The sequence below is a fragment of the Serratia sp. Z4 genome (genome assembly GCF_009900725.1).
In the GTDB taxonomy this organism is placed as follows: domain Bacteria; phylum Pseudomonadota; class Gammaproteobacteria; order Enterobacterales; family Enterobacteriaceae; genus Serratia; species Serratia nematodiphila.
This window is the reverse complement of sequence record NZ_JAAABD010000007.1, coordinates 12,310-38,668: the sequence shown is the minus strand read 5'-3', so window position 1 is coordinate 38,668 and position 26,359 is coordinate 12,310. Positions and strand designations below refer to the sequence as shown.

General features: G+C 58.6%; 20 protein-coding genes. All 20 read left to right on the top strand.

Annotation, left to right across the window (positions count from 1 at the left end; genetic code table 11):
- Positions 1–89: 89 nt before the first annotated feature.
- The 20 genes from pyrH (at position 90) to cadA (ending at position 26,294) form a co-directional block, all read left to right on the top strand.
- On the top strand, positions 90–815 hold the full coding sequence (gene pyrH / locus GT753_RS20430; RefSeq protein ID WP_004931940.1) for a UMP kinase: 726 nt from the start codon (positions 90–92) through the stop codon (positions 813–815).
- Between the two features lie 118 nt (positions 816–933).
- A complete protein-coding gene (gene frr, locus GT753_RS20425; RefSeq protein WP_004931943.1) occupies positions 934–1,491 on the top strand; it encodes a ribosome recycling factor in 558 nt (185 codons plus the stop codon).
- A gap of 157 nt (positions 1,492–1,648) precedes the next feature.
- On the top strand, positions 1,649–2,854 hold the full coding sequence (ispC, locus tag GT753_RS20420) for a 1-deoxy-D-xylulose-5-phosphate reductoisomerase (protein WP_015378893.1): 1,206 nt from the start codon (positions 1,649–1,651) through the stop codon (positions 2,852–2,854).
- Positions 2,855–3,122: 268 nt separating this feature from the next.
- Positions 3,123–3,881, top strand: coding sequence for a (2E,6E)-farnesyl-diphosphate-specific ditrans,polycis-undecaprenyl-diphosphate synthase (ispU, locus tag GT753_RS20415; protein ID WP_021505651.1), 759 nt, complete (start codon positions 3,123–3,125; stop codon positions 3,879–3,881).
- A 9-nt stretch (positions 3,882–3,890) separates the two neighbouring features.
- Positions 3,891–4,733, top strand: coding sequence for a phosphatidate cytidylyltransferase (gene cdsA / locus GT753_RS20410; RefSeq protein ID WP_004931949.1), 843 nt, complete (start codon positions 3,891–3,893; stop codon positions 4,731–4,733).
- Positions 4,734–4,760: 27 nt separating this feature from the next.
- Positions 4,761–6,116, top strand: a complete 1,356-nt coding sequence (gene rseP, locus GT753_RS20405) for a sigma E protease regulator RseP (protein WP_004931952.1) — start codon at positions 4,761–4,763, stop codon at positions 6,114–6,116.
- Positions 6,117–6,151: 35 nt separating this feature from the next.
- Positions 6,152–8,578 carry an outer membrane protein assembly factor BamA gene (gene bamA / locus GT753_RS20400; RefSeq protein WP_004931955.1) on the top strand — a complete coding sequence of 809 codons (2,427 nt, stop codon included), beginning with the start codon at positions 6,152–6,154 and terminating at the stop codon, positions 8,576–8,578.
- 156 nt (positions 8,579–8,734) lie between these two features.
- Positions 8,735–9,232, top strand: a complete 498-nt coding sequence (gene skp, locus GT753_RS20395; RefSeq protein WP_004931958.1) for a molecular chaperone Skp — start codon at positions 8,735–8,737, stop codon at positions 9,230–9,232.
- Positions 9,233–9,235: 3 nt separating this feature from the next.
- Positions 9,236–10,258 (top strand): UDP-3-O-(3-hydroxymyristoyl)glucosamine N-acyltransferase, encoded by a 1,023-nt coding sequence (gene lpxD, locus GT753_RS20390; protein ID WP_004931959.1) that lies wholly within the window; start codon positions 9,236–9,238, stop codon positions 10,256–10,258.
- 160 nt (positions 10,259–10,418) lie between these two features.
- Positions 10,419–10,874: a 3-hydroxyacyl-ACP dehydratase FabZ gene (gene fabZ / locus GT753_RS20385; RefSeq protein ID WP_004931962.1), complete on the top strand. Its 456-nt coding sequence runs from the start codon at positions 10,419–10,421 to the stop codon at positions 10,872–10,874.
- A 3-nt stretch (positions 10,875–10,877) separates the two neighbouring features.
- Positions 10,878–11,666, top strand: coding sequence for an acyl-ACP--UDP-N-acetylglucosamine O-acyltransferase (gene lpxA, locus GT753_RS20380; RefSeq protein ID WP_004931964.1), 789 nt, complete (start codon positions 10,878–10,880; stop codon positions 11,664–11,666).
- Positions 11,667–11,669: 3 nt separating this feature from the next.
- Positions 11,670–12,818 carry a lipid-A-disaccharide synthase gene (gene lpxB, locus GT753_RS20375; RefSeq protein WP_015378891.1) on the top strand — a complete coding sequence of 383 codons (1,149 nt, stop codon included), beginning with the start codon at positions 11,670–11,672 and terminating at the stop codon, positions 12,816–12,818.
- Positions 12,815–13,408, top strand: coding sequence for a ribonuclease HII (gene rnhB, locus GT753_RS20370; protein WP_015378890.1), 594 nt, complete (start codon positions 12,815–12,817; stop codon positions 13,406–13,408). The genes lpxB and rnhB overlap by 4 nt, the downstream gene beginning before the upstream one ends.
- Positions 13,409–13,485: 77 nt before the next feature.
- Positions 13,486–16,974, top strand: a complete 3,489-nt coding sequence (gene dnaE, locus GT753_RS20365) for a DNA polymerase III subunit alpha (protein WP_004931970.1) — start codon at positions 13,486–13,488, stop codon at positions 16,972–16,974.
- A 12-nt stretch (positions 16,975–16,986) separates the two neighbouring features.
- Positions 16,987–17,946 (top strand): acetyl-CoA carboxylase carboxyl transferase subunit alpha, encoded by a 960-nt coding sequence (accA, locus tag GT753_RS20360; RefSeq protein ID WP_004931972.1) that lies wholly within the window; start codon positions 16,987–16,989, stop codon positions 17,944–17,946.
- Positions 17,947–18,058: 112 nt separating this feature from the next.
- Positions 18,059–20,203 (top strand): lysine decarboxylase LdcC, encoded by a 2,145-nt coding sequence (locus tag GT753_RS20355; RefSeq protein ID WP_004931974.1) that lies wholly within the window; start codon positions 18,059–18,061, stop codon positions 20,201–20,203.
- Between the two features lie 107 nt (positions 20,204–20,310).
- Positions 20,311–20,700, top strand: coding sequence for a VOC family protein (locus GT753_RS20350; RefSeq protein ID WP_015378887.1), 390 nt, complete (start codon positions 20,311–20,313; stop codon positions 20,698–20,700).
- Positions 20,701–20,789: 89 nt separating this feature from the next.
- The gene (cadC, locus tag GT753_RS20345; RefSeq protein ID WP_021505645.1) at positions 20,790–22,346 is read left to right on the top strand and encodes a lysine decarboxylation/transport transcriptional activator CadC; all 1,557 of its coding nucleotides are present in this window, start codon (positions 20,790–20,792) and stop codon (positions 22,344–22,346) included.
- A 370-nt stretch (positions 22,347–22,716) separates the two neighbouring features.
- Entirely contained in the window at positions 22,717–24,060 is a 1,344-nt protein-coding gene (gene cadB / locus GT753_RS20340) for a cadaverine/lysine antiporter (RefSeq protein WP_004931980.1), read from the top strand.
- Positions 24,061–24,155: 95 nt separating this feature from the next.
- Entirely contained in the window at positions 24,156–26,294 is a 2,139-nt protein-coding gene (gene cadA / locus GT753_RS20335) for a lysine decarboxylase CadA (protein WP_004931982.1), read from the top strand.
- Positions 26,295–26,359: the final 65 nt, after the last annotated feature.

Sequence of the window (26,359 nt, the reverse complement as noted above, 5' to 3'; positions counted from 1 at the left end):
AGCCCTGCAGCGTGATACTCACCTCACCTCAGGCGCGTTTCATCGGCTGAAATCCCCAATACTAATACTGCTTCTTAGGACAGAACACCATGGCAACCAATGCAAAACCCGTATATCAGCGTATTCTGCTTAAACTGAGTGGCGAAGCCCTGCAAGGTGCAGAAGGTTTTGGTATCGACGCCAGCGTTTTGGATCGCATGGCTCAGGAAGTGAAAGAGCTGGTCGAACTGGGAATTCAGGTCGGTGTAGTTATTGGCGGCGGGAACCTGTTCCGCGGCGCGGGCCTGGCGCAAGCCGGCATGAACCGCGTAGTGGGCGACCACATGGGAATGCTGGCTACCGTGATGAACGGCCTGGCTATGCGTGATGCACTGCACCGTGCCTATGTGAACGCCCGCCTGATGTCGGCGATCCCGCTGAACGGCGTGTGTGACAATTACAGCTGGGCAGAGGCGATCAGCCTGCTGCGCAACAACCGCGTGGTGATCTTCTCCGCCGGTACCGGCAACCCGTTCTTCACCACCGATTCCGCTGCTTGCCTGCGCGGCATTGAGATCGAAGCGGACGTGGTGCTGAAAGCCACCAAAGTGGATGGCGTCTACTCCGCCGATCCGGTGAAAAACCCGGATGCGACGCTGTATGAACAATTAACCTATCAGGACGTGCTGGAGCGCGAGCTGAAAGTGATGGATCTGGCGGCGTTTACGCTGGCTCGCGATCACGGTCTGCCGATCCGCGTGTTCAACATGAACAAGCCTGGCGCGCTGCGCCGCGTGGTGATGGGTGAGAACGAAGGTACGCTGATCAGCAAATAAGGCTGTTCACACCCCTTTTCGGAGCGCGTGACGCTAGGCGCCGCGCGCTCTCCGAGTACGATTACGGGCTATACTTGAGTATCGCCTGCCAAGTAACCAGCTTCCAAGGGTTTGCAACGTGACTAATGAAATCAGAAAAGATGCTGATTCACGCATGGAAAAAAGCGTAGAAGCATTCAAAAACCAAATCAGCAAGATCCGCACCGGCCGCGCTTCGCCAAGCATTCTGGACGGCATCATGGTGGAATACTACGGCGCCGCTACCCCGCTGCGTCAGCTGGCCAACGTGACCGTGGAAGACTCCCGCACGCTGAAAATCAACGTGTTCGACCGCAGCCTGAGCCAGGCCGTTGAGAAAGCGATCATGAGCTCCGATTTGGGCCTTAACCCGTCTTCCGCCGGTTCTGACATTCGCGTTCCGCTGCCTCCGCTGACCGAAGAACGCCGTAAGGATCTGATCAAGATCGTACGCGGTGAAGCCGAGCAGGGCCGCGTAGCGGTGCGTAACGTGCGTCGCGACGCCAACGACAAGGTCAAGGCGCTGCTGAAAGACAAAGAGATCAGCGAAGACGAAGAACGTCGTTCACAAGACGAGATTCAGAAAATGACCGACGCTTACATCAAGCTGGTCGACGCCGCGTTGGCGGAGAAAGAAAAAGAGCTGATGGATTTCTAATCAGCATCGCGCAGAAAAAAAGCGTCGCCTGGGCGGCGCTTTGTTTTTTGTGGCGCAGATCCCGTTTCATCGTACTGAAAGATCATGGACAAGCGCTGTCCAAGGTTCCACACTGGAGCACCTCCGATCTCATCAGACAGTTATTCAGAGTGAACTCATGAAGCAACTGACCATTCTTGGCTCGACCGGCTCGGTAGGGACCAGCACCCTGGCCGTGGTCAGGGCGAATCCCGAGCGTTTTGCGATCAAAGCGTTGGTGGCCGGCCGCAACGTCGCGGTTATGGCGCAGCAATGCATCGAATTCCGGCCCGCCTTCGCCGCGATGGCGGATGAAAGCGCCGCCCGCGAGCTGCGCGCCATTCTGGCGGAAAACGGCGTCGCTACCGAGGTATTGGCCGGGGAGCAAGCGGCCTGCGAACTGGCGGCTTTGGACGACGTCGATCAAGTGACGGCGGCCATCGTTGGCGCTGCGGGGCTGTTGCCGACGCTGGCGGCGATCCGCGCAGGCAAGCAGGTGCTGCTGGCCAACAAAGAGTCGCTGGTCACCTGCGGCCGCCTGTTTATGGACGCGGTGCGGCAAAGCCAGGCGCAACTGCTGCCGCTCGACAGCGAGCACAACGCGATTTTTCAGAGTTTGCCTGAGAGTATTCAGCGCCAGTTGGGATACTCTTCACTGGACAGTCATGGTGTTTCGCGCATCGTACTTACCGGCTCCGGCGGCCCGTTCCGTACCACGCCGCTGGAACAGTTCGCCGCGATGACGCCGGATCAAGCCTGCGCCCACCCGAACTGGTCGATGGGCCGCAAGATCTCGGTGGACTCCGCCACCATGATGAACAAAGGTCTGGAATACATTGAGGCCCGCTGGCTGTTTAACGCCTCGGCCGAGCAAATGGAAGTGATCCTGCACCCGCAGTCGGTGATTCACTCGATGGTGCGCTATGCCGACGGCAGCGTGCTGGCGCAGTTGGGTACGCCGGATATGCGCACGCCGATCGCCCATGCGATGGCGTATCCGCAGCGCGTGAACTCCGGCGTGGAAGCGCTGGACTTCTGCCGCATCGGTTCGCTGACCTTCGCTGAACCGGAACGCGAACGTTATCCTTGCCTGTATTTGGCGATCGAAGCGTTCGAGGCCGGCCAGGCGGCGACCACCGCGCTGAACGCGGCCAATGAAATCGCCGTGGCGGCATTTTTGCAGCAGCAGATTCGCTTTACCGACATTGCGGCGGTCAATCGCCAGGTGGTGGAGCGTCTCGCGCTGCAGGAACCGACCAGCATCGAAGCGGTCTTAGACATTGACCGCCAGGCGCGCGCCGCCGCCGAGGAACGCGTTCGCACGTTGTGCGGCCGATCACGGTGATTATCCGATTTTGCTCGTAATTCGCGCGTGCCGCCGCGGGGCCGTTTGTTCATGCCCCGCTGAGGTGGTATAGTCTGCGCCACCTGTCAGCGGTTATACCGTTGAATTATGGCTCGATTGGCGCCTTGTGCGCCAATGGCGACCCGGCTGCGTCGGGTATCGCGTGGGCAGGCTGAAAGCCGTGTCGGGCACACGGCTTTTTTTGCGCGTAAGGGTCTGATGTTCCGGAAAGGCAGTTATATTTCTATTGAGGAAATAAGTACGAGTTATGTCGTCCGCAAACCAACAAGAGGCTAATCCATCTTCCCCGGGGCCGCGCCATGTCGCCATTATCATGGACGGTAACGGACGCTGGGCCAAACGTCAGGGCAAGTTACGTGTCTTCGGTCATAAAGCAGGGGTGAAATCGGTTCGCCGCGCGGTCAGTTTTGCCGCCAGCCACCATTTAGATGCACTCACGCTTTATGCCTTCAGCAGCGAAAACTGGAACCGTCCGGTGCAGGAAGTTTCTGCCCTGATGGAGCTTTTTGTCCGCGCTTTGGATAGTGAAGTAAAAAGCCTGCATAAACATAACGTCAGGCTGCGGGTGATCGGCGATATTAGCCGGTTCAGCGCGCGTTTGCAGGAGCGGATCCGCCGCTCTGAAGCACTGACGGAAAATAACGATGGCCTGACGCTCAATATCGCTGCCAACTACGGCGGCCGTTGGGATATCATTCAGGGAGTAAGGGAACTGGCCGAGCAGGTTCGGGGCGGGGGGTTGCACCCGGATCAGATCAGCGAGGAATTATTGAGCGAACGGGTTTGCATGAGCGACCTGGCGCCGGTGGATCTGGTTATCCGCACCGGTGGCGAGCATCGCATCAGTAACTTCCTGCTGTGGCAAATCGCCTATGCTGAACTTTACTTTACTGATGTGCTCTGGCCTGATTTCGATGAACTTGTCTTTGAAGGTGCGCTGAATGCATTTGCACAACGTGAGCGCCGCTTCGGGGGAACAACACCTATCGGCGCCGATGCGTCCTAGGGAGAACTTTTGCTGAAGTATCGCCTCATAACTGCTCTGATTTTAATCCCGATCGTTATCGCGGCGCTGTTCCTGTTGCCGCCGCTGGCCTTTGCTCTGGTAACGCTCGTCGTGTGCATGTTAGCAGCCTGGGAGTGGGGCCAACTGGCCGGTTTTACCTCCCGTTCGCAGCGCATCTGGCTGGCGATACTGTGCGGTTTTCTGCTGGCGCTGATGATGCTCAGCGTTCCCGCCTACCATCAATCCGTGCCGCAGGTAAGCGGCTCGCTGTGGCTGTCGCTGGCCTGGTGGCTGGCGGCGCTGCTGCTGGTGCTGTTTTACCCCGGCTCGGCCGCCATCTGGCGCAATTCGCGCCCGCTGCGCCTGCTGTTCGGCCTGCTGACCATCGTGCCGTTTTTTTGGGGCATGCTGGCGCTGCGCCAGTTCGGCTATGAGCAAAACCCGTTTACCGGCGCCTGGTGGCTGCTGTACGTGATGCTGCTGGTGTGGGGCGCGGATTCCGGCGCCTATATGTTCGGCAAGCTGTTCGGCAAGCATAAGCTGGCGCCGAAGGTCTCGCCGGGTAAAACCTGGGAAGGGTTGATCGGCGGGCTGCTGACATCGGCGGTCATTTCCTGGCTGTTCGGCCGCTACGCGCCGCTGAACGTGGTGCCGACCACGCTGTTGGCCTGTTCGGTGATCGCCGCGCTGGCTTCGGTGCTGGGCGATTTGACCGAAAGCATGTTCAAACGCGAAGCGGGCATCAAGGACAGCGGTCATTTGATTCCCGGCCACGGCGGCATACTGGACCGTATCGACAGCCTGACCGCGGCGGTGCCGGTGTTTGCCTGCCTGATGCTGTTGGTGTTTTAATCCGTCAATGACGGAAAGTGAGGGATGATGGTCAGCGTGCTTTGGAACCTGGTGGCGTTTCTGATTGCGCTCGGTATTTTGATTACCGTGCACGAGTTCGGACACTTTTGGGTTGCCCGTCGTTGCGGCGTGCGCGTTGAACGCTTCTCCATCGGCTTCGGCCGGGCGCTGTGGCGCCGCACCGATCGCCAGGGCACCGAGTACGTCATCGCTTTGATTCCGCTCGGTGGCTACGTGAAGATGCTGGACGAGCGCGTGGAGTCGGTGGCGCCGGAAATGCGCCATCAGGCCTTCAACAACAAAACCGTCTGGCAGCGCGCGGCCATCATCAGCGCCGGCCCCATCGCCAACTTCCTGTTTGCTATCCTTGCCTATTGGTTGGTGTTCATCATCGGCGTGCCGAGTTTCCGCCCGGTGATCGGCGAAATCGCGCCGCAATCCATCGCCGCCAAGGCCGAAATTTCGTCTGGCATGGAACTAAAGTCGGTTGACGGCATCGAAACGCCTGATTGGGAGTCAGTTCGTCTGGCGCTGGTGGCGAAGATTGGCGATGCGCAAACCGAAGTCGGCGTAGCGCCGTTCGGCTCTTCGCAGGTGGTGACCAAAACCCTGGACTTGCGCCAGTGGAACTTTGAACCGGACAAGCAGGATCCCGTTGTCGCGCTGGGCATTATGCCGCGCGGCCCGCAGATCGAATCCGTGTTGGCGGAAGTGCAGCCTAACTCGGCGGCGCAAAAGGCGGGTTTACAAGCGGGGGACAGGATCGTTAAAGTCGATGGTCAGCCGTTGGGTCGTTGGCAGACGCTGGTGAAGCGTATCCACGATGGCCCGGGGCAACCGCTGGCTTTGGAGATTGAAAGAAACGGCGCCCCCTTGTCTTTGACGCTGATACCGGATACAAAGCCGGTGGGAAAAGACAAATCGGTGGGGTTTGCAGGCATCATTCCAAAAGTGCTGCCGCTGCCGGACGAGTATAAAACGATTCGCCAGTATGGACCGTTCCCGGCGCTGTATCAGGCCGGCGACAAGACCTGGCAGCTGATGCGGCTGACGGTCAACATGCTGGGCAAATTAATAACCGGTGATGTAAAGCTGAACAACCTGAGTGGCCCGATCTCGATTGCACAGGGAGCTGGGGCGTCAGCCGGAGTCGGGTTCGTGTATTATCTGATGTTCCTGGCGTTGATTAGCGTCAACCTGGGTATCATCAACCTGTTCCCATTACCGGTGTTAGATGGTGGGCATCTCCTCTTCCTGGCGATAGAAAAGCTGAAGGGGGGGCCGGTTTCCGAGCGAGTACAGGACTACAGCTACCGCATAGGTTCGATCGTGCTGGTGTTGTTGATGGGTCTTGCACTTTTCAATGATTTTTCCCGCCTCTAGGGGCGGGGATAGGTTAGGAAGAACGCATAACAACGATGGCGATGAAAAAGTTGCTCATAGCGTCGCTGCTGTTTGGCAGCGCCACCGTATACGGTGCAGACGGGTTCGTAGTGAAAGACATTCATTTCGAAGGCCTGCAGCGAGTCGCCGTCGGTGCGGCGTTACTCAACATGCCGGTTCGCGTCGGCGATACCGTCACTGACGATGACATCAGTAATACCATCCGTGCCTTGTTTGCCACCGGCAACTTCGAGGACGTGCGCGTGCTGCGCGATGGTAATACCTTGATCGTGCAGGTGAAGGAACGTCCTACCATCGCCAGCATCACTTTCTCCGGCAACAAGTCGGTGAAGGATGACATGCTCAAGCAGAACCTGGAAGCCTCCGGCGTCCGGGTGGGCGAGGCGCTCGACCGCACCACGATCTCCAGCATTGAAAAAGGGCTGGAAGACTTCTACTACAGCGTCGGTAAATACAGCGCCTCGGTGAAAGCCGTAGTCACGCCGTTGCCGCGCAACCGTGTCGACCTGAAGCTGGTGTTCACGGAAGGGGTCTCCGCCAAGATTCAACAAATCAACATCGTCGGCAACCATGCCTTCACCAACGACGAACTGATCTCACGCTTCCAACTGCGTGACGAAGTGCCATGGTGGAACCTGGTCGGCGATCGCAAATACCAGAAGCAAAAACTGGCGGGCGATCTCGAAACCCTGCGCAGCTTCTATCTGGATCGCGGCTATGCCCGCTTCAACATCGATTCTACCCAGGTGAGCCTGACGCCGGATAAAAAAGGCATCTACATCACCATCAACATCACCGAAGGCGAGCAGTACAAGCTTTCCGATGTTGTCGTGAACGGCAATCTGGCCGGCCACTCGGCGGAAGTCGCTCAGATCACCAAAATCGAGCCAGGCGAGCTGTACAACGGCAGCAAGGTGACCAAAATGGAAGACAACATCAAAACGATGTTGGGCCGTTATGGTTACGCCTACCCGCGCGTCGGCACTCAGCCTGAGATCAACGACGCGGATAAAACCGTCAAACTGCACGTCAACGTTGACGCGGGCAACCGCTTCTACGTGCGTCGCATCAAGTTCGAAGGCAACGACACCAGCAAGGATTCCGTACTGCGTCGCGAAATGCGCCAGATGGAAGGCGCCTGGCTCGGCAACGAGCAGGTCGAGCAGGGCAAAGAGCGTCTGAACCGTCTGGGCTACTTCGAAACGGTTGACGTGGAAACCCAGCGCGTGCCGGGCACCGCCGATCAGGTCGATGTGACCTACAAGGTGAAAGAACGCAACACCGGTACCTTCAACTTCGGCGTCGGTTACGGCACCGAGAGCGGCGTCAGCTTCCAGGCGGGCGTGCAGCAGGATAACTGGTTGGGTACCGGGTACTCGGTCGGCATCAGCGGCACCAAGAACGACTATCAGACCTATACCGAACTGTCGGTCACCAACCCGTACTTCACCGTTGACGGTGTGAGCCTGGGCGGCCGCATCTTCTACAACGACTTTAAGGCGGATGACGCGGATCTGTCGGACTATACCAACAAGAGTTACGGTATCGACGGCACGCTGGGCTTCCCGATCAACGAAAACAACTCGTTGCGTACCGGCCTGGGCTACGTCCACAACGGCCTGTCGAACATGCAGCCGCAGATCGCCATGTGGCGTTACCTCGACTCGATGGGCGTGGATGCGAACAAAACCGACCGCGCCAGCTACTCGACCGACGACTTTACGCTGAACCTGGGCTGGACCTACAACAACCTGGACCGCGGCTACTTCCCGACCTCGGGTAACCGCACCACGTTGAACGGTAAGGTCACCATTCCGGGCTCGGACAACGAATACTACAAGGTGACGCTGGACAGCGTACAGTACGTGCCGATCAACGACGATCGCACCTGGGTGCTGTTGGGCCGTGGCCGTCTGGGTTACGCGGATGGGTTGGGCGGCAAGGAAATGCCGTTCTACGAGAACTTCTACGCCGGTGGTTCGAGCACCGTGCGCGGCTTCCAGTCCAACACCATTGGTCCGAAGGCGGTGTACTACAACTCCAACTCGTACCAGTGTCAGTTCAACGCCGGCAGCACGACCTCGCGTCAGAGCATCTGTAGCTCGGATGACGCGGTGGGCGGTAACGCCATGGCGGTCGCCAGCCTGGAGCTGATCACCCCGACGCCGTTCATCAGCGAGAAATACGCCAACTCGGTGCGGACCTCGCTGTTCATCGATGCCGGTACCGTGTGGGATACCAAGTGGAAGAATACCGACGAAACGCTGATGTACGGCGTGCCGGACTACAGCAAGGCCAGCAATATTCGTTCTTCCGCCGGTATCGCGCTGCAGTGGATGTCGCCATTGGGGCCATTGGTGTTCTCTTACGCCAACCCGATCAAGAAATACGAAGGCGACAAGTCCGAACAGTTCCAGTTTAACATCGGTAAGACCTGGTAACGGGTCTCGCCTCTGGGCATAACAGTTATTAAGAATCGCAATGGCCAGGCGCCCGCCGGCAGAGGGAGATGATTCTCATTGTTTGGTGGGACAAGTCTGGCAAATTGTGTACTTCAGTGTCATATGACACAAATGGGTGATGGTAAGGAGTTTATAGTGAAAAAGTGGTTGTGTGCCGCAGGCCTCGGTTTAGCAATGGCTGCTTCAGCTGGCGTTCAGGCAGCAGATAAGATCGCTGTCGTTAACGTCTCCAGCATTTTCCAACAGCTGCCGGCCCGCGAAGCGGTCGCTAAACAGCTGGAAAACGAGTTTAAAGGCCGTGCAAGCGAACTCCAGAACATGGAACGTAGCCTGCAGACCAAAATGCAACGTCTGCAGCGTGACGGCGCTACCATGAAAGCCAGCGACCGCAGCAAGTTGGAAAAAGACGTGATGGCGCAACGCGAGCAGTTCTCTCAGAAAGCCCAGGCTTTCGAGCAGGACAACCGCCGTCGCCAGATGGAAGAACGTAACAAGATCCTGAGCCGTATTCAGGACGCGGTGAAATCTGTCGCCAGCAAAGGCGGTTATGACGTGGTGATCGACGCCAACGCCGTTGCCTATGCAGACTCTTCCAAAGATATCACTGCTGACGTGCTGAAACAGGTTAAATAACACATGCTTTCAATTCGACTGGCTGATTTAGCGCAGCAGTTGGATGCACAATTGCACGGTGATGGCGATCTCGTCATCACCGGCATTGCTTCTATGCATTCGGCACAGCCTGGCCAAATCACGTTTTTGTCAAACAGCCGCTATCAAGAGCAGCTGTCTTCCTGCCAGGCAAGCGCCGTGGTGCTTACCGAAGCGGATTTACCACACTGCCGTGCTGCGGCGCTGGTGGTTAAAAACCCTTATCTGACCTACGCGCGCATGGCGCAACTGATGGACACTACGCCGGCACCAGCGCAGGATATCGCGCCAAGCGCGGTGATCTCGCCTGAAGCGCAGCTGGGGCAGAACGTCGCCATTGGGGCAAACGCGGTGATTGAGTCGGGTGCGGTGCTTGGCGATAACGTGGTTATCGGTCCGGGCTGCTTCATCGGCAAACACGCACGCATCGGCGCGGGAACGCGTCTGTGGGCGAATGTCACAATTTATCATGCGGTTGAAATCGGCCAGCGCTGCCTGATCCAGTCCGGCACCGTGATTGGCGCGGACGGTTTCGGCTATGCGAACGAGCGCGGCGAGTGGATCAAAATCCCTCAGTTGGGCACGGTGATTATCGGCGATCGCGTCGAAATCGGCGCTTGCACCACCATTGACCGCGGCGCTTTGGATAACACCCAAATCGGGAATGGTGTTATCATCGACAACCAATGTCAGATTGCACATAACGTCGTGATTGGCGACAATACCGCCGTCGCCGGCGGTGTGATCATGGCCGGCAGCCTGAAAATCGGCCGCTACTGCCAGATCGGCGGTGCCAGCGTGATCAACGGTCACATGGAGATTGCCGACAAGGTTGTTGTTACCGGAATGGGAATGGTTATGCGACCAATCACCGAACCTGGGGTATACTCTTCGGGCATTCCGTTGCAGCCTAACAAGGTTTGGCGTAAAACCGCTGCGTTGGTGATGAATATCGATGAGATCAGCAAACGCTTGAAAGCTGTCGAACGTAAAGTCGGAAAAGACTAATCATTGCCGCCCGCCCTGGCGGGTACAAAACGAAACGCGTTGGTCGTGAGACCAAAAGCGCAAAGAGATGTTAATTTGCGGCCTGCATGATGATCTCCTTTTGGGGTCAGCGCAGGCCGTGTTGTTGATGCCATCAGTTTTTAGAGACAGGAAGAGTATTTTGACTACTGACACTCATACTCTGGATATTGCAGAAATTTTGGATCTGCTTCCTCACCGTTACCCGTTCTTGCTGGTCGACCGCGTCCTCGAGTTTGAAGAGCACAAATATCTGCGTGCGGTGAAGAACGTATCGGTGAATGAACCGTTTTTCCAGGGCCATTTCCCTGGCAAACCGATTTTCCCAGGCGTATTGATCCTGGAAGCCATGGCGCAGGCCACCGGTATTCTGGCGTTTAAAAGCGTCGGCAAACTGGAGCCGGGCGAGCTGTATTACTTCGCCGGTATCGACGAAGCACGTTTCAAGCGCCCTGTGGTGCCAGGCGATCAGATGGTCATGGAAGTCACCTTCGAGAAAACTCGCCGCGGTCTGACTCGCTTCAAAGGCGTGGCGACCGTTGACGGTAAAATTGTCTGCGAAGCAACCATGATGTGTGCCCGCAGCCGGGAGGCTTAATCCGTGATTGACCAAACCGCCTTTATCCATCCTAGCGCGATAGTCGAAGAAGGCGCCGTGATCGGCGCCAACGTGCATATCGGCCCTTTCTGCTACGTCGGCTCCCAGGTGGAAATCGGCGCCGGCACGGTGCTGAAATCCCACGTGGTGGTGAACGGCATTACCAAGATTGGCTGCGATAATCAGATTTATCAGTTCGCCTCTATCGGCGAAGTGAATCAGGATCTGAAATACGCGGGCGAACCGACGCGCGTTGAAGTGGGCGATCGCAACCGCATCCGCGAAAGCGTGACCATTCATCGCGGCACCGCGCAGGGTACCGGCCTGACTAAAGTGGGCAACGACAACCTGCTGATGGTCAACGTGCACGTCGCCCACGATTGCGTGGTCGGCAATGCTTGCGTGCTGGCCAACAACGCCACGCTGGCGGGGCATGTGGAAATCGACGATCACGCCATCATCGGCGGCATGACGGCGATCCACCAGTTCTGCATTATCGGCGCGCATGTGATGGTAGGCGGTTGTTCCGGTGTCGCTCAGGACGTGCCTCCTTTCGTCATCGCTCAGGGCAACCACGCTACGCCGTTCGGCGTCAACGCGGTCGGCCTGAAGCGCCGCGGTTTTGACAAGGATGAAATGCAGGCAATCCGCAACGCCTACAAAATCCTGTATCGCAGCGAGAAAACGCTGGATGAAGCGAAAGCGGAAATCGAAGCCCTGGCCAAAGAACAGCCGGTGGTGCAGCAATACCTCGATTTCTTCACCCGTTCCACCCGTGGCATCATTCGCTGAGTTATGTCGAATCGTCCATTGACTATCGGACTGGTCGCCGGAGAAACCTCCGGTGACATTCTCGGCGCCGGCTTGATCCGTGCGCTCAAGGCGCAGATCCCCGGCGCGCGTTTCGTAGGCGTCGCCGGCCCGCTGATGCAGGCCGAAGGCTGCGAAGCCTGGTACGAAATGGAAGAGCTGGCGGTCATGGGCGTGGTGGAAGTGCTCGAGCGTTTGCCACGCCTGTTGAAGATCCGCAAGGATCTTACCCGCCGCTTCGGTGAGCTGCGGCCGGACGTGTTTGTCGGCATCGACGCGCCGGACTTCAACATCACGCTGGAAGGCCGCCTCAAGCAGCGCGGCATTCGCACCATCCACTACGTCAGCCCTTCCGTGTGGGCCTGGCGACAAAAGCGCGTTTTCAAAATAGGCAAAGCCACCGATTTGGTGCTGGCCTTTCTCCCTTTCGAAAAAGCGTTTTACGATCGTTTCAACGTCCCCTGCCGGTTTATTGGCCACACTATGGCGGACGCCATGCCGTTGCAGCCCGACCGGCTGGCGGCGCGCGCTCAGCTTGGCATCGCTCCGCAGGCGCGCTGTCTGGCCTTGCTGCCGGGCAGCCGCGGCGCCGAAGTCGAGATGCTGAGCGCCGATTTCCTCAAAACCGCGCAGCTGCTGCGCACCCGTTATCCCGAGCTGGAAGTGGTGGTGCCGCTGGTCAACGCCAAACGGCGCGAGCAGTTTGAGCGCATCAAGGCCGAGGTTGCACCGGATTTGACCGTACACCTGCTGAACGGGCAGGGGCGCGAAGCGATGATCGCCAGCGACGCGGCGCTGCTGGCATCCGGTACGGCGGCGCTGGAGTGCATGCTGGCCAAGTGCCCGATGGTGGTGGGCTATCGCATGAAGCCGTTCACTTTCTGGTTGGCGCAGAAGCTGGTAAAAACGCCTTACGTTTCGCTGCCGAATCTGCTGGCGGGGCGCGAGATCGTCACCGAGCTGTTGCAGCATGACTGCGTGCCGGACAAACTGGCCGCCGCCGTGATGCCGCTGCTGGAAGAGAGCCCGGAAACCGACGCGCTGAAACAGACTTTCCTTACCTTGCACCAAAGCATCCGTTGCGGTGCGGACGAACAGGCCGCTCAGGCTGTGTTGGAGCTGGCGAAAGCATGATTGAACCCTTTATCTATCCCGCTGCCACGCTGATTGCCGGTGTGGACGAAGTGGGCCGCGGCCCGTTGGTCGGCGCGGTGGTCACCGCCGCCGTGATCCTCGATCCGGCGCAGCCGATCGTCGGTCTGGCGGACTCCAAGAAACTCAGTGAAAAACGCCGCCTGGCGCTGTATGACGAAATCGTCGCCAAGGCGCTCTCCTGGAGCCTGGGGCGCGCCGAACCGGCGGAAATCGACCAACTGAACATTTTGCACGCCACCATGTTGGCGATGCAGCGCGCGGTGGCCGGGTTGCATATCGCGCCGGACATGGTTTTAATCGACGGTAACCGTTGCCCGAGCTTGCCGATGCGTTCGCAGGCGGTGGTGAAGGGCGACAGCCGCGTGGCGGAGATCAGCGCGGCGTCCATTCTGGCGAAGGTCACGCGCGATCGCGAAATGGCCGAGCTGGACAGCGAGTACCCGGACTACGGTTTCGCGCAGCATAAAGGCTACCCGACCGCCTTCCACCTGGAGCGGCTGGCCGCGCTGGGCGCCACCGAGCATCATCGCCGCAGTTTCGCGCCGGTGAAAAGAGCGCTGGCGCTGTAGTCTGCGAGCCTGACCGGCTCGACGATAGCATTAACCCGGGCTCAGCCTGCTGAGCCCCTTCAATCAGGTATCTGGAGATGGCCGAACCTCGTTTTATTCACCTGCGCGTCCACAGTGACTACTCCATGATTGATGGATTGGCCAAGACGGCGCCGCTGGTGAAAAGAGCCGCCGCGTTAGCCATGCCTGCACTGGCAATCACCGATTTCACCAACCTGTGCGGGCTGGTGAAATTCTACGGCAGCGCGCACGGCGCCGGGATCAAACCGATCATCGGCGCGGATTTCCATGTGCAAAGCGAAGAGCTGGGCGATGAACTGGCTCAGTTGACGGTGCTGGCCAGCAACAACGAAGGCTACCAGAACCTGACGCTGCTGATTTCTCGCGCCTATCAGCGCGGCTACGGCGCCGCCGGCCCGACTATCGATCGCGACTGGCTGATTGAACATCGCGAAGGGCTGATCCTGCTCTCCGGTGCGCGTCAGGGCGACGTCGGCAAGTTTCTGCTGCGCGGCAACCAGGCGCAGGTGGATCAGTGTCTGGATTTCTACCAGCAGCATTTCCCGGACTGTTACTATCTGGAACTGATCCGCACCGGCCGTCAGGACGAAGAGAACTACCTGCATGCGGCGGTGGCGCTGGCCACTGAGCGCGGCTTGCCGGTGGTGGCCACCAACGACGTGCGCTTCCTGGTGGAAGATGACTTCGACGCTCATGAGATTCGCGTCGCCATTCACGACGGCTTTACGCTGGACGACCCTAAGCGGCCGCGCAACTACAGCCCGCAACAGTACATGCGCAGCGAAGACGAGATGTGCGAACTGTTCGCCGACATCCCGGAAGCGCTGCTGAACAGCGTCGAAATCGCCAAGCGCTGCAACGTCACCATTCGCCTCGGCGAATACTTCCTGCCGCAGTTCCCGACCGGCGATATGAGCACCGAGGACTTCCTGGTGCTCAAATCGAAAGAGGGGCTGGAAGAGCGTCTGGAGTTCCTGTTCCCCGATCCTGAAGTGCGCGCGCAGCGCCGCCCGGAATATGACGAGCGTCTGGACGTAGAGCTGAAGGTGATCAACCAGATGGGCTTCCCCGGCTACTTCCTGATCGTGATGGAGTTTATCCAGTGGTCGAAGGACAACAACGTGCCGGTGGGCCCGGGGCGCGGCTCCGGCGCCGGTTCGCTGGTGGCCTATGCGTTGAAAATCACCGACCTCGATCCGCTGGAGTTCGATCTGCTGTTCGAACGCTTCCTGAACCCGGAACGTGTCTCAATGCCCGACTTTGACGTCGACTTCTGCATGGAGAAGCGTGACCAGGTGATCGAGCACGTGGCGGAGATGTACGGCCGCGAAGCGGTATCGCAGATCATCACCTTCGGCACCATGGCGGCGAAAGCGGTTATCCGCGACGTGGGCCGCGTGCTGGGGCACCCGTACGGCTTCGTCGATCGCATCTCCAAGCTGGTGCCGCCGGATCCGGGCATGACGCTGGAGAAAGCCTTCGCCGCCGAACCGCAGCTGCCGGAAATTTACGAGGCCGACGAAGAGGTCAAGGCGCTGATCGACATGGCGCGCAAGCTGGAAGGGGTAACGCGCAACGCCGGTAAACACGCCGGGGGCGTGGTGATCGCGCCGACCAAGATCACCGACTTCGCGCCGCTGTACTGCGATGCCGAAGGGAACCACCCGGTGACACAGTTCGACAAGAACGACGTGGAATACGCCGGGCTGGTGAAGTTCGACTTCCTCGGTCTGCGCACCCTGACCATCATCGACTGGGCGCTGGAGATGATCAACGCCCGGCGCGCCAAGACCGGGCTGGAACCGATCGACATCGCCGCCATCCCGCTCGACGACAAGAAAAGTTTCGACATGCTGCAGCGCTCGGAAACCACGGCGGTGTTCCAGCTTGAATCGCGCGGCATGAAAGATTTGATCAAACGTCTGAAGCCCGACTGCTTCGAAGACATGATCGCACTGGTGGCGCTGTTCCGTCCGGGGCCGCTGCAGTCGGGCATGGTGGATAACTTCATCGACCGCAAACACGGCCGTGAAGAGATCTCCTACCCGGACATTCAGTGGCAGCACGAGTCGCTCAAGCCGGTGCTGGAGCCGACCTACGGCATCATCCTGTATCAGGAACAGGTGATGCAGATTGCCCAGGTGCTGGCCGGCTACACGCTGGGCGGCGCGGACATGCTGCGCCGTGCGATGGGTAAAAAGAACCCGGTCGAAATGGCCAAGCAGCGCGGCGGCTTTGAAGACGGCGCCAAAGCGCGCGGCATCGACGGCGAACTGTCGGTGAAAATCTTCGACCTGGTGGAGAAATTCGCCGGTTATGGCTTCAACAAATCGCACTCCGCCGCCTATGCGCTGGTGTCGTACCAGACGCTGTGGCTGAAGGCCCACTACCCGGCCGAGTTTATGGCGGCGGTGATGACCGCCGATATGGACAACACCGACAAAGTGGTGGGGCTGGTGGACGAATGCTGGCGCATGGGGCTGAAGATCCTGCCGCCGGACATCAACAGCGGCCTGTATCACTTCCACGTCAACGACGACGGCGAGATCGTGTACGGCATCGGCGCCATCAAGGGCGTAGGGGAAGGGCCAATCGAGGCGATTATCGAGGCGCGCAACAGCGGCGAACAAGGTTACTTCAAAGACCTGTTCGATCTCTGCGCGCGCTCCGACATCAAGAAACTGAACCGCCGCATTCTGGAAAAACTGATCATGTCCGGGGCGTTCGATCGCCTTGGGCCGCACCGCGCCGCGCTGATGAATTCGCTCGGCGACGCGTTGAAAGCGGCGGATCAGCATGCGAAAGCCGAAGCTATCGGCCAGGTGGATATGTTTGGCGTGCTGGCGGAAGCGCCGGAGCAGGTAGAGCAATCCTACGCCAATATCGCGCCCTGGCCGGAGCAGGTGGTGCTGGACGGTGAACGGGAGACGCTGGGGCTGTACCTGACCGGCCACCCGATCACCCAGTACCTGAAGGAGATCGAACGTTACGCCGGTGGCCAGCGTTTGAAAGACATGCACCCGACGGATCGGGGCAAAATGACTACCGCCGTCGGGTTGGTGGTCGCCGCGCGGGTGATGGTGACCAAGCGCGGCAACCGCATCGGCATCTGCACGCTGGATGACCGTTCGGGCCGTCTGGAAGTGATGTTATTCACCGAAGCGTTAGAAAAATACCAGCATTTGTTGGAAAAAGACCGTATCCTTATCGCCAGTGGACAGGTCAGCTTTGATGACTTTAGCGGCGGGCTTAAAATGATGGCCCGCGAGGTAATGGACATCAGTGAAGCCCGGGAAAAATACGCTCGCGGGCTTGCTATCTCGCTGACTGACAGGCAAATTGATGACCAGCTTTTGAACCGTCTCCGTCAGTCGTTGGAACCCCATCGATCGGGGACGATTCCAGTGCATCTCTACTATCAACGGGAAGATGCGCGAGCCAAGCTGCGTTTTGGCGCAACCTGGCGCGTGACGCCCACCGACCGCTTGTTGATCGACTTGCGGACGTTGGTAGGCAATGAGCAGGTGGACTTGGAATTTGACTAAAATAGGAATGCTATGAGTCTGAATTTTCTTGATTTTGAACAGCCGATTGCAGAGCTGGAAGCGAAAATTGACTCGCTGACTGCAGTCAGCCGTCAAGACGAAAAATTAGATATTAATCTGGACGAAGAGGTTCAGCGCCTGCGTGAAAAGAGCGTTGAGCTGACGCGCAAGATTTTTGCCGATCTTGGGGCCTGGCAGATTGCCCAATTGGCACGCCACCCGCGCCGTCCTTATACCCTGGATTATATCAAACACATCTTTACCGACTTCGAAGAGTTGGCGGGCGATCGCGCTTACGCTGACGACAAAGCGATCGTCGGTGGCATTGCGCGCCTGGATGGCCGCCCGGTGATGATCATCGGGCATCAGAAAGGCCGTGAAACCAAAGAGAAGATCCGCCGCAACTTCGGCATGCCGGCGCCGGAAGGCTACCGCAAGGCGCTGCGCCTGATGGAAATGGCCGCACGCTTCAAGATGCCGATCATCACCTTTATTGATACCCCGGGCGCTTATCCGGGCGTGGGCGCGGAAGAACGCGGCCAGTCGGAAGCTATCGCGCGCAACCTGCGTGAGATGTCGCGTCTGAACGTGCCGGTCATCTGCACCGTCATCGGCGAAGGCGGCTCCGGCGGCGCGCTGGCGATCGGCGTGGGCGACAAGGTGAACATGCTGCAGTACAGCACCTACTCGGTGATTTCGCCGGAAGGCTGTGCTTCCATCCTGTGGAAGAGCGCCGATAAGGCCCCGCTGGCGGCAGAAGCGATGGGCATCACCGCACCGCGTCTGAAAGAGCTGAAGCTGATCGACTCGGTGATCCCGGAGCCGCTGGGTTCCGCGCACCGCGACGTGCCGGCGATGGCCGCCGCGCTGAAAGCGCAGCTGCTGGCCGATCTGAAAGATCTGGATGGTCTGAACGACGAAGAGTTGCTCAACCGCCGTTACCAGCGTCTGATGAACTACGGCTACTGCTGAGTTCTGTGCTTCGCTGCAAGAAACCGCCTCCGGGCGGTTTTTTTTTTGGCTACACACCGCCGGATTTTCGTGGTGTTATAGAGACTTGGCCGTTAACTGACAGGAGCTGCCGATGAATATCATCGCCATCATGGGCCCGACGGGCGTCTACTACAAAGATGAGCCGATTCGCGAGCTCCACGCTGCGCTGGCCGCCATGGGATTCCAGTTGGTGTACCCCAAAAACAGCGGTGACCTGCTGAAGCTGATCGAAGCCAACGCCCGCATCTGCGGGGTGATCTTCGACTGGGACGACTACAGCCTGGAGCTGTGCAGCGAGATCAACGAGCTGAACGAATACCTGCCGCTGTACGCCTTTATCAATACCCACTCCACCTTCGACGTCAGCCTGCATGAAATGCGCATGGTGCTCTATTTCTTCGAGTACGGCCTGAATGCGGCGGACGACATCGCGCAGCGCATCCAGCAGTACACCGCGGAATACATCGACACCATTACGCCGCCGCTGACCAAGGCGCTGTTCAATTATGTGCGCGAAGGCAAGTACACTTTCTGCACGCCGGGCCACATGGCCGGCACCGCGTTTCAAAAAAGCCCGGTCGGCTGCCTGTTCTATGACTTCTTCGGCGCCAATACCCTGAAGGCCGACATCTCGATTTCGGTTACCGAGCTCGGTTCGCTGCTGGATCACACCGGGCCGCACCTGGAGGCCGAAGAGTACATCGCGCGCACCTTCAACGCCGAGCAGAGCTATCTGGTCACCAACGGCACCTCCACCGCCAACAAGATCGTCGGCATGTATTCGGCGCCGGCGGGCAGCACGGTACTGATCGACCGCAACTGCCACAAATCGCTGTGCCACCTGCTGATGATGAGCGATATCGTGCCGATCTATCTGCGCCCGCTGCGCAACGCCTACGGCATCCTCGGCGGGATCCCGCAGCGCGAATTCACGCGCGAGAGCATCGCCGCCCGGGTGCAGGCGACGCCGAATGCCACCTGGCCGGTGCACGCGGTGATCACCAACTCGACCTATGACGGTCTGTTGTACAACACCGACTACATTAAGCAGACGCTGGAGGTGCCATCGATCCACTTCGACTCCGCCTGGGTGCCTTACACCAACTTCCATCCGATTTACGACGGCAAAAGCGGCATGAGCGGCGAGCGGGTGCCCGGCAAGGTTTTCTACGAAACCCAATCCACCCACAAGCTGCTGGCCGCCTTCTCGCAGGCCTCGATGATTCATATCAAGGGTGACTACGATGAGAGCACCTTCAACGAAGCCTACATGATGCACACCACCACTTCGCCGCACTACGGCATCGTGGCGTCGATGGAGACCGCCGCCGCCATGCTGCGCGGCAACCCGGGGCGCCGTTTGATCAACCGTTCGGTGGAACGCGCGCTGCATTTTCGCCGTGAAGTGCAGCGGCTGCGCGAGGAAAGCGACAGCTGGTTCTTCGATATCTGGCAGCCGGAAGAGATCGATGAGGCGCAGTGCTGGCCGCTGGATCCGGACGATAACTGGCACGGTTTCGGCCAGACCGATCGCGATCATATGTACCTCGATCCGATCAAGGTGACGATCCTGACGCCGGGCATGAATGAGCTGGGCGCGCTGGAGGAAGAGGGGATCCCGGCGGCGCTGGTGGCGAAGTATCTCGACGAACGCGGCATCGTGGTGGAGAAGACCGGGCCGTACAACCTGCTGTTCCTGTTCAGCATCGGCATCGATAAAACCAAGGCGATGAGCCTGCTGCGCGGCCTGACCGACTTCAAGCGCGCCTACGATCTCAACCTGCGGGTGAAGAACATGCTGCCGGATCTGTACGCCGAAGATCCGGATTTCTATCGCCATATGCGCATCCAGGATCTGGCCGCCGGCATTCATCGCCTGATCCGCCAACACGATCTGCCAGGCCTGATGCAGCGGGCGTTCGACGTGCTGCCGGAAATGAAGCTGACGCCGCACCAGATGTTCCAGGAGCAGGTGCGCGGCAATGTCGAAACCTGCGAGCTGGATCAGCTGGTGGGCAAGGTGGCGGCCAATATGATCCTGCCTTATCCGCCGGGCGTGCCGTTGGTGATGCCGGGGGAAATGATCACCGAAGAGAGCCGGGCGGTGCTCGATTTCCTGCTGATGCTATGCTCGATCGGTGAGCGCTATCCCGGTTTTGAAACCGATATCCACGGCGCCAAACTGACGGAAGACGGGTGCTATCTGGTGAAGGTGCTGAAAGCCCCGCAGCCATAAGGCCATAACGCGCCCGGCGGTTTGGCAAGATAAGCCGGGCTTTTTCATTGACGGCATCGCCGCCGCCGGATACCGTGCCCCATCAGAATGAACAGGAGAGGGTTTCTATGCTGGCATTACGTCAGGTGCATCACATCGCGATCATTGGCGCGGACTACGCCGCCAGCAAGCGTTTTTACTGCGACATTCTCGGGTTTACCCTGCTGAGCGAAGTCTACCGTGAGGAGCGCGGCTCCTGGAAAGCGGATCTGGCGCTCAACGGGCAATACACCATCGAGCTGTTTTCTTTCCCCTCGCCGCCGGCTCGCGTCAGCCGCCCGGAGGCCTGCGGCCTGCGCCATCTGGCGTTCAGCGTCGACGACATCGATCAGGCTATCGCTCATCTGCAGGCGGCCGGCGTTGCCTGCGAACCGGTGCGTGTCGATCCCTACACCCAATCCCGCTTTACCTTTTTCAGCGATCCCGATGGTTTACCGTTAGAATTATACGAGAGTTAACGGCTTAATCGCCTCCCGGCGGCCACAGCCGGGGGCGGTTATGCTATGATCGCGCCCTTGCCCTACATGCCTACAGAGTTATTTCCGCCATGCAAGAGCCTGCTTTTCGCGTCGGGGAGTGGCTGGTTACTCCTGCCGACAACACCATCAGCCGCGATGGTCGCCAGAAAACGCTGGAACCGCGCCTGATCGACATGCTGTGCTATTTCGCCCGGCACCCCGACGTGGTGCTGAGCCGCGACGAGCTGATTGACAACGTCTGGAAGCGCAATATTGTCACCAACCACGTGGTGACCCAATGTATTTCAGAGCTGCGCAAGTACCTGAAAGACGGCGACAGCGATAGCCCGGAATACATTATCACCGTGCCCAAGCGCGGGTATAAGCTGGCGACGTCGGTGATCTGGTGTGAAGAGGGGGAGACACAACCCGCGATTGCACCGGCGCCGCAGATCGCGGTGATCATGCATGAGCCGGAAGACGGCAGCGATGATGAAGAGGATACGCCCTATGTGCCGCCGCGCCGGGCAAGCGTGCCGGCTGCCGCGCCCGGCGAGAAGAAGCCACATTTTTATCGCCGCTCGACGTTCTGGGTGTGGCTGGCGTTTCTGAGTGCGCTAAGCGTCTGCGTGGCGTTTGTCGGCATCGCCACGTTGTCGCAGCGCGTGCCGGTATCGACCATGCCGGTGCTGCTCAACCCGCGCGATATCGATATCCGCATTCAGGGCGGCGAGAGCTGCAGCAACTGGATGCCGCAGCTCTCTTATGTGGTGGGCGTCAGCGAGCTGATTACCGATTCGTTGAACACTTACTCGACCTTCCTGGTGCACGACCAGACCAACTACAACTATTCCGGCCCCAGCAACTCGGGCAAGTCGCTGTATATCGAGTTCGTCAATCAGCGCCACTACCGCGCCCAGCAGTGTTTCCTCTCCGTGCGGCTGGTGGATAACGCCGACAGTTCGATCATGTTGGACAAGCGTTACTTCATCACCGCCGATAACCAGCTGAAGATCCAGACCGACTTCCTCGCCAGCCTGTCCGCGGCGCTGAAGCAGCCTTGGCCGCCACAGCTGGAGCAGCGTCTGGCGCAGTTGCTGCCGGACAACGGGCCGTTGCTGCAGCGTTTCTACCAGGCGCATCAGTTGCTGATCCGCGGTGACGCCGATTCGTTGACCCGCGCCAGCGCCCAGCTGAGCGAGCTGATTAACAGCGCGCCGAACTTCCGCTATCTGCTGGCTGAAAAAGCGTTGGTGGATCTGCTGCGCAATTCTTATCAACCGTTCGACAGCCCGGCCTTGGGGCAACTGCGCGCCGATATCAGCCATCTGGCGGCGATCCCCGAATTGAAGAACACGCCGATTATGCAGCAGGTTCTGGCGGTAGATGCTTTGACGCAGGGGCGTATTGACGAGGCGCACCGGGCGATCGATCTGGGGATTGAATTGCAAATGTCGTGGCTGAATTATGTGCTGCTGGGCAAGGTGTATGAAATGCAGGGGCAGAATCATTTGGCGGCCGACTCTTATATTACCGCCTTCAATCTTCGCCCCGGTGAGGATACCTTGCATTGGATCACCAATGGCGTATTCCAGACGTCATTGACCAACGTGGTGCCTTATTTAAATAACTATCAGCGCCAATAATTAACCCAATATCACGCCGCTCTTATTCTTCGGGGATCATGGCGGCGTTATTTATTGGTGAAGTCATGTTGCATGAATGTATTATTTTGCTGCGCGACATTATTTCTTTTTTGCCATTTGTTATGCGTTATTAACCTTGTCATCTTTTTGTTTTTAAATGATGTTTATCTTTTCTTTAGCCTGTCTTTTTATCTTGATGTGTTAATGAAAAACCTCAGGTTATCATTTGTATGATCATGAGCGTAATCTCACTTTATCTTTAGGACTTTATTCCCCCCGATGGTTAGCATCCTGACTATCAAGCCGGCTCATTAAAATCTTTTATTTATGGGCGTGGCTTATAAGAAACGTAAATCAGGAGAAACTGACCATGGCTTCACCCAAGAAAATAGGGCTTATTGCCTGCACCGGCGTGGTCGCCGGTAATATGATGGGGAGCGGGATTGCCTTATTGCCCGCCAACCTGGCGAGTCTCGGATCCATCGCCATTTGGGGATGGGTGATCTCGATTATCGGGGCGATGTCGCTGGCTTATGTGTATGCCCGCCTCGCCACCAAAAACCCACAGCAGGGCGGCCCTATCGCCTACGCCGGTGAAATTTCCCCGGCCTTCGGTTTCCAGACCGGCGTGCTTTATTACCATGCCAACTGGATCGGTAACCTGGCCATCGGCATTACCGCCGTTTCTTATCTCTCCACCTTCTTCCCGGCGCTGAATAACCCGGTACCCGCCGGCATCGCCTGTATCGCCATCGTGTGGGTCTTCACCTTCGTGAACATGCTGGGCGGAACCTGGGTCAGCCGTTTGACCACCCTGGGCCTGGTGCTGGTGCTGATCCCGGTGATCGTGACCGCCACCCTTGGCTGGCACTGGTTTGACGCCGCCACCTACCAGGCTAACTGGAACACCTCCGGCACCACCGACAGCCATGCGGTCATCAAAAGTATCCTGCTGTGCCTGTGGGCGTTCATCGGCGTGGAATCCGCGGCGGTCAGCACCGGCATGGTGAAAAACCCGAAACGCACCGTACCGCTGGCGACCATGCTCGGCACCGGTCTGGCGGGCATCATCTACATCGCCGCCACCCAGGTGATCAGCGGCATGTTCCCGGCGTCTGAAATGGCCGCCAGCGGCGCGCCGTTCGCCATCAGCGCCTCGGCGATTATGGGCAACTGGGCCGCACCGATGGTTTCCGCCTTCACCGCCTTCGCCTGCCTGACCTCGCTCGGTTCGTGGATGATGCTGGTCGGCCAGGCCGGGGTGCGCGCCGCCAACGACGGCAACTTCCCGAAAGTGTACGGCGAGCTGGATAAAAACGGCATTCCGAAGAAAGGCCTGCTGCTGGCCGGTTGCAAAATGACCGCGCTGATGGTGCTGATCACCCTGATGAGCTCCGCCGGCGGCAAAGCGTCCGACCTGTTCGGCGAGCTGACCGGCATCGCGGTGCTGCTGACCATGCTGCCTTACTTCTACTCCTGCGTAGACCTGATCCGCTTTGAAGGGGTCAACGTGCGCAACCTGCTGAGCCTGATCGCTTCAGTGTGCGGCTGCGGCTTCTGCTTCATCGCGCTGATGGGCGCCAACTCTTTCGAACTGTCCGGCACCTTTATCATCAGCCTGATTATCCTGATGTTCTACGCCCGGAAAATGAATACCCGCCAGGCTGCCAGCGCAGCGGCGGTCGATGAAAACACCACGGCCAAAGCGCACTGATTCGCGTCCGCTGACCGACTGAATTTACCCAGCCCCTTTCTTTCCGACCTGTCAGCCGCGACGGGAAGGGGCTTGCTTTGCCAGGAGAAATGCATATGAACGTTATCGCCATCATGAATCACATGGGTGTCTACTTTAAAGAAGAGCCTATCCGTGAACTGCATCAGGCGCTGGAAAGTCTGGATTTCCGCATCGTTTACCCTAACGATCGCGAAGACCTGCTGAAACTGATTGAGAACAACGCCCGCTTGTGCGGGGTGATCTTCGACTGGGACAAATACAACCTGGAGCTGTGCGAAGAGATCAGCCAACTGAACGAGTACATGCCGCTGTACGCATTCGCCAACACCTATTCGACGCTGGACGTCAGCCTGAACGATCTGCGCATGCAGGTGCGCTTCTTCGAGTATGCGCTCGGCGCGGCAACCGATATCGCCGCCAAGATCAAACAGAATACCGACGAATATATCGACACCATCCTGCCACCGCTGACCAAGGCGCTGTTCAAATACGTGCGCGAAGGCAAATACACCTTCTGTACGCCGGGCCACATGGGCGGCACCGCGTTCCAGAAAAGCCCGGTCGGCAGCCTGTTCTACGATTTCTTCGGCCCGAATACCATGAAGTCGGATATCTCGATTTCGGTGTCCGAGCTGGGATCGCTGCTGGATCACTCTGGCCCGCACAAAGAGGCGGAAGAGTACATTTCCCGCGTGTTCAACGCCGAACGCAGCTACATGGTCACCAACGGCACTTCCACTGCCAACAAGATCGTCGGCATGTATTCGGCGCCGGCGGGCAGCACGGTGCTGATTGACCGTAACTGCCACAAGTCGCTGACTCACCTGATGATGATGAGCGACATCACGCCGATCTATTTCCGCCCGACCCGCAACGCTTACGGCATCCTCGGCGGCATTCCGCAGAGCGAGTTCCAGCGCGCCACCATCGCCAAACGCGTGAAGGACACCCCGAACGCCACCTGGCCGGTGCACGCGGTGATCACCAACTCCACCTATGACGGCCTGCTGTACAACACCGACTTTATCAAGAACACCCTGGACGTGAAGTCTATCCACTTCGACTCCGCCTGGGTGCCTTACACCAATTTCCACCCGATCTATAAAGGCAAGTGCGGCATGAGCGGCGGCCGCGTGGAGGGCAAGGTGATCTATGAAACCCAGTCCACCCACAAACTGCTGGCGGCCTTCTCGCAGGCGTCGATGATCCATGTGAAGGGCGACATCAACGAAGAGACCTTCAACGAAGCCTACATGATGCATACCACCACTTCGCCGCACTACGGCATTGTGGCCTCGACCGAAACCGCTGCGGCGATGATGAAAGGCAACGCCGGCAAGCGTCTGATCCACGGTTCTATCGAACGCGCGATCAAGTTCCGTAAAGAGATCAAACGCCTGAAAGTCGAGTCCGACGGCTGGTTCTTCGACGTCTGGCAGCCGGAGCATATCGATGAGCCGGAATGCTGGCCGCTGCGCTCCGACAGCGCCTGGCACGGTTTCAAGAACATCGACAATGAACACATGTATCTGGACCCAATCAAGGTCACCATTCTGACGCCGGGGATGAGCAAGGAAGGCGAGATGCAGCCGTTCGGCATCCCGGCCAGCATCGTGGCGAAATACCTCGACGAGCGCGGCATCATCGTCGAGAAAACCGGGCCGTACAACCTGCTGTTCCTGTTCAGCATCGGCATCGATAAAACCAAGGCGCTCAGCCTGCTGCGCGCGATGACCGACTTCAAACGTTCGTTCGACCTGAACCTGCGGGTGAAAAACATGCTGCCTTCGCTGTATCAGGAAGCGCCTGATTTCTATGAAAACATGCGCATTCAGGATCTGGCGCAGAATATTCACCGCCTGGTGGAGCAACACAACCTGCCGGACCTGATGTACCGCGCATTCGAAGTGCTGCCAACCATGGTGATGAACCCGTACCAGGCGTTCCAGAAAGAGCTGCACGGCGAAGTGGAAGAGGTCTATCTGGAAGAGATGGTCGGTAAGGTCAACGCCAACATGATCCTCCCATACCCGCCGGGCGTGCCGCTGGTGATGCCGGGCGAGATGCTGACCGAAGAGAGCCGGCCAGTGCTGGAGTTCCTGCAGATGCTGTGCGAAATCGGCGCGCATTATCCGGGCTTTGAAACCGACATTCACGGCGCCTACCGTCAGGCGGACGGACGTTATCGGGTGAAAGTGCTGAAGGCGAAATAACCGCAGCCAAAAACAGGGGAGGCGCTCGCGCTTCCCCTTTGTCGTTCACCGACTGATGGGAGACC

Bases quoted from the DNA above. Each gene is read 5' to 3' on its own strand.
- pyrH (WP_004931940.1), top strand. From the start codon at position 90: ATGGCAACCAATGCAAAACCCGTATATCAGCGTATTCTGCTTAAACTG.
- ispC (WP_015378893.1), top strand. From the start codon at position 1,649: ATGAAGCAACTGACCATTCTTGGCTCGACCGGCTCGGTAGGGACCAGC.
- ispU (WP_021505651.1), top strand. From the start codon at position 3,123: ATGTCGTCCGCAAACCAACAAGAGGCTAATCCATCTTCCCCGGGGCCG.
- rseP (WP_004931952.1), top strand. From the start codon at position 4,761: ATGGTCAGCGTGCTTTGGAACCTGGTGGCGTTTCTGATTGCGCTCGGT.
- bamA (WP_004931955.1), top strand. From the start codon at position 6,152: ATGGCGATGAAAAAGTTGCTCATAGCGTCGCTGCTGTTTGGCAGCGCC.
- lpxD (WP_004931959.1), top strand. From the start codon at position 9,236: ATGCTTTCAATTCGACTGGCTGATTTAGCGCAGCAGTTGGATGCACAA.
- lpxB (WP_015378891.1), top strand. From the start codon at position 11,670: ATGTCGAATCGTCCATTGACTATCGGACTGGTCGCCGGAGAAACCTCC.
- rnhB (WP_015378890.1), top strand. From the start codon at position 12,815: ATGATTGAACCCTTTATCTATCCCGCTGCCACGCTGATTGCCGGTGTG.
- dnaE (WP_004931970.1), top strand. From the start codon at position 13,486: ATGGCCGAACCTCGTTTTATTCACCTGCGCGTCCACAGTGACTACTCC.
- accA (WP_004931972.1), top strand. From the start codon at position 16,987: ATGAGTCTGAATTTTCTTGATTTTGAACAGCCGATTGCAGAGCTGGAA.
- GT753_RS20355 (WP_004931974.1), top strand. From the start codon at position 18,059: ATGAATATCATCGCCATCATGGGCCCGACGGGCGTCTACTACAAAGAT.
- GT753_RS20350 (WP_015378887.1), top strand. From the start codon at position 20,311: ATGCTGGCATTACGTCAGGTGCATCACATCGCGATCATTGGCGCGGAC.
- cadC (WP_021505645.1), top strand. From the start codon at position 20,790: ATGCAAGAGCCTGCTTTTCGCGTCGGGGAGTGGCTGGTTACTCCTGCC.
- cadB (WP_004931980.1), top strand. From the start codon at position 22,717: ATGGCTTCACCCAAGAAAATAGGGCTTATTGCCTGCACCGGCGTGGTC.
- cadA (WP_004931982.1), top strand. From the start codon at position 24,156: ATGAACGTTATCGCCATCATGAATCACATGGGTGTCTACTTTAAAGAA.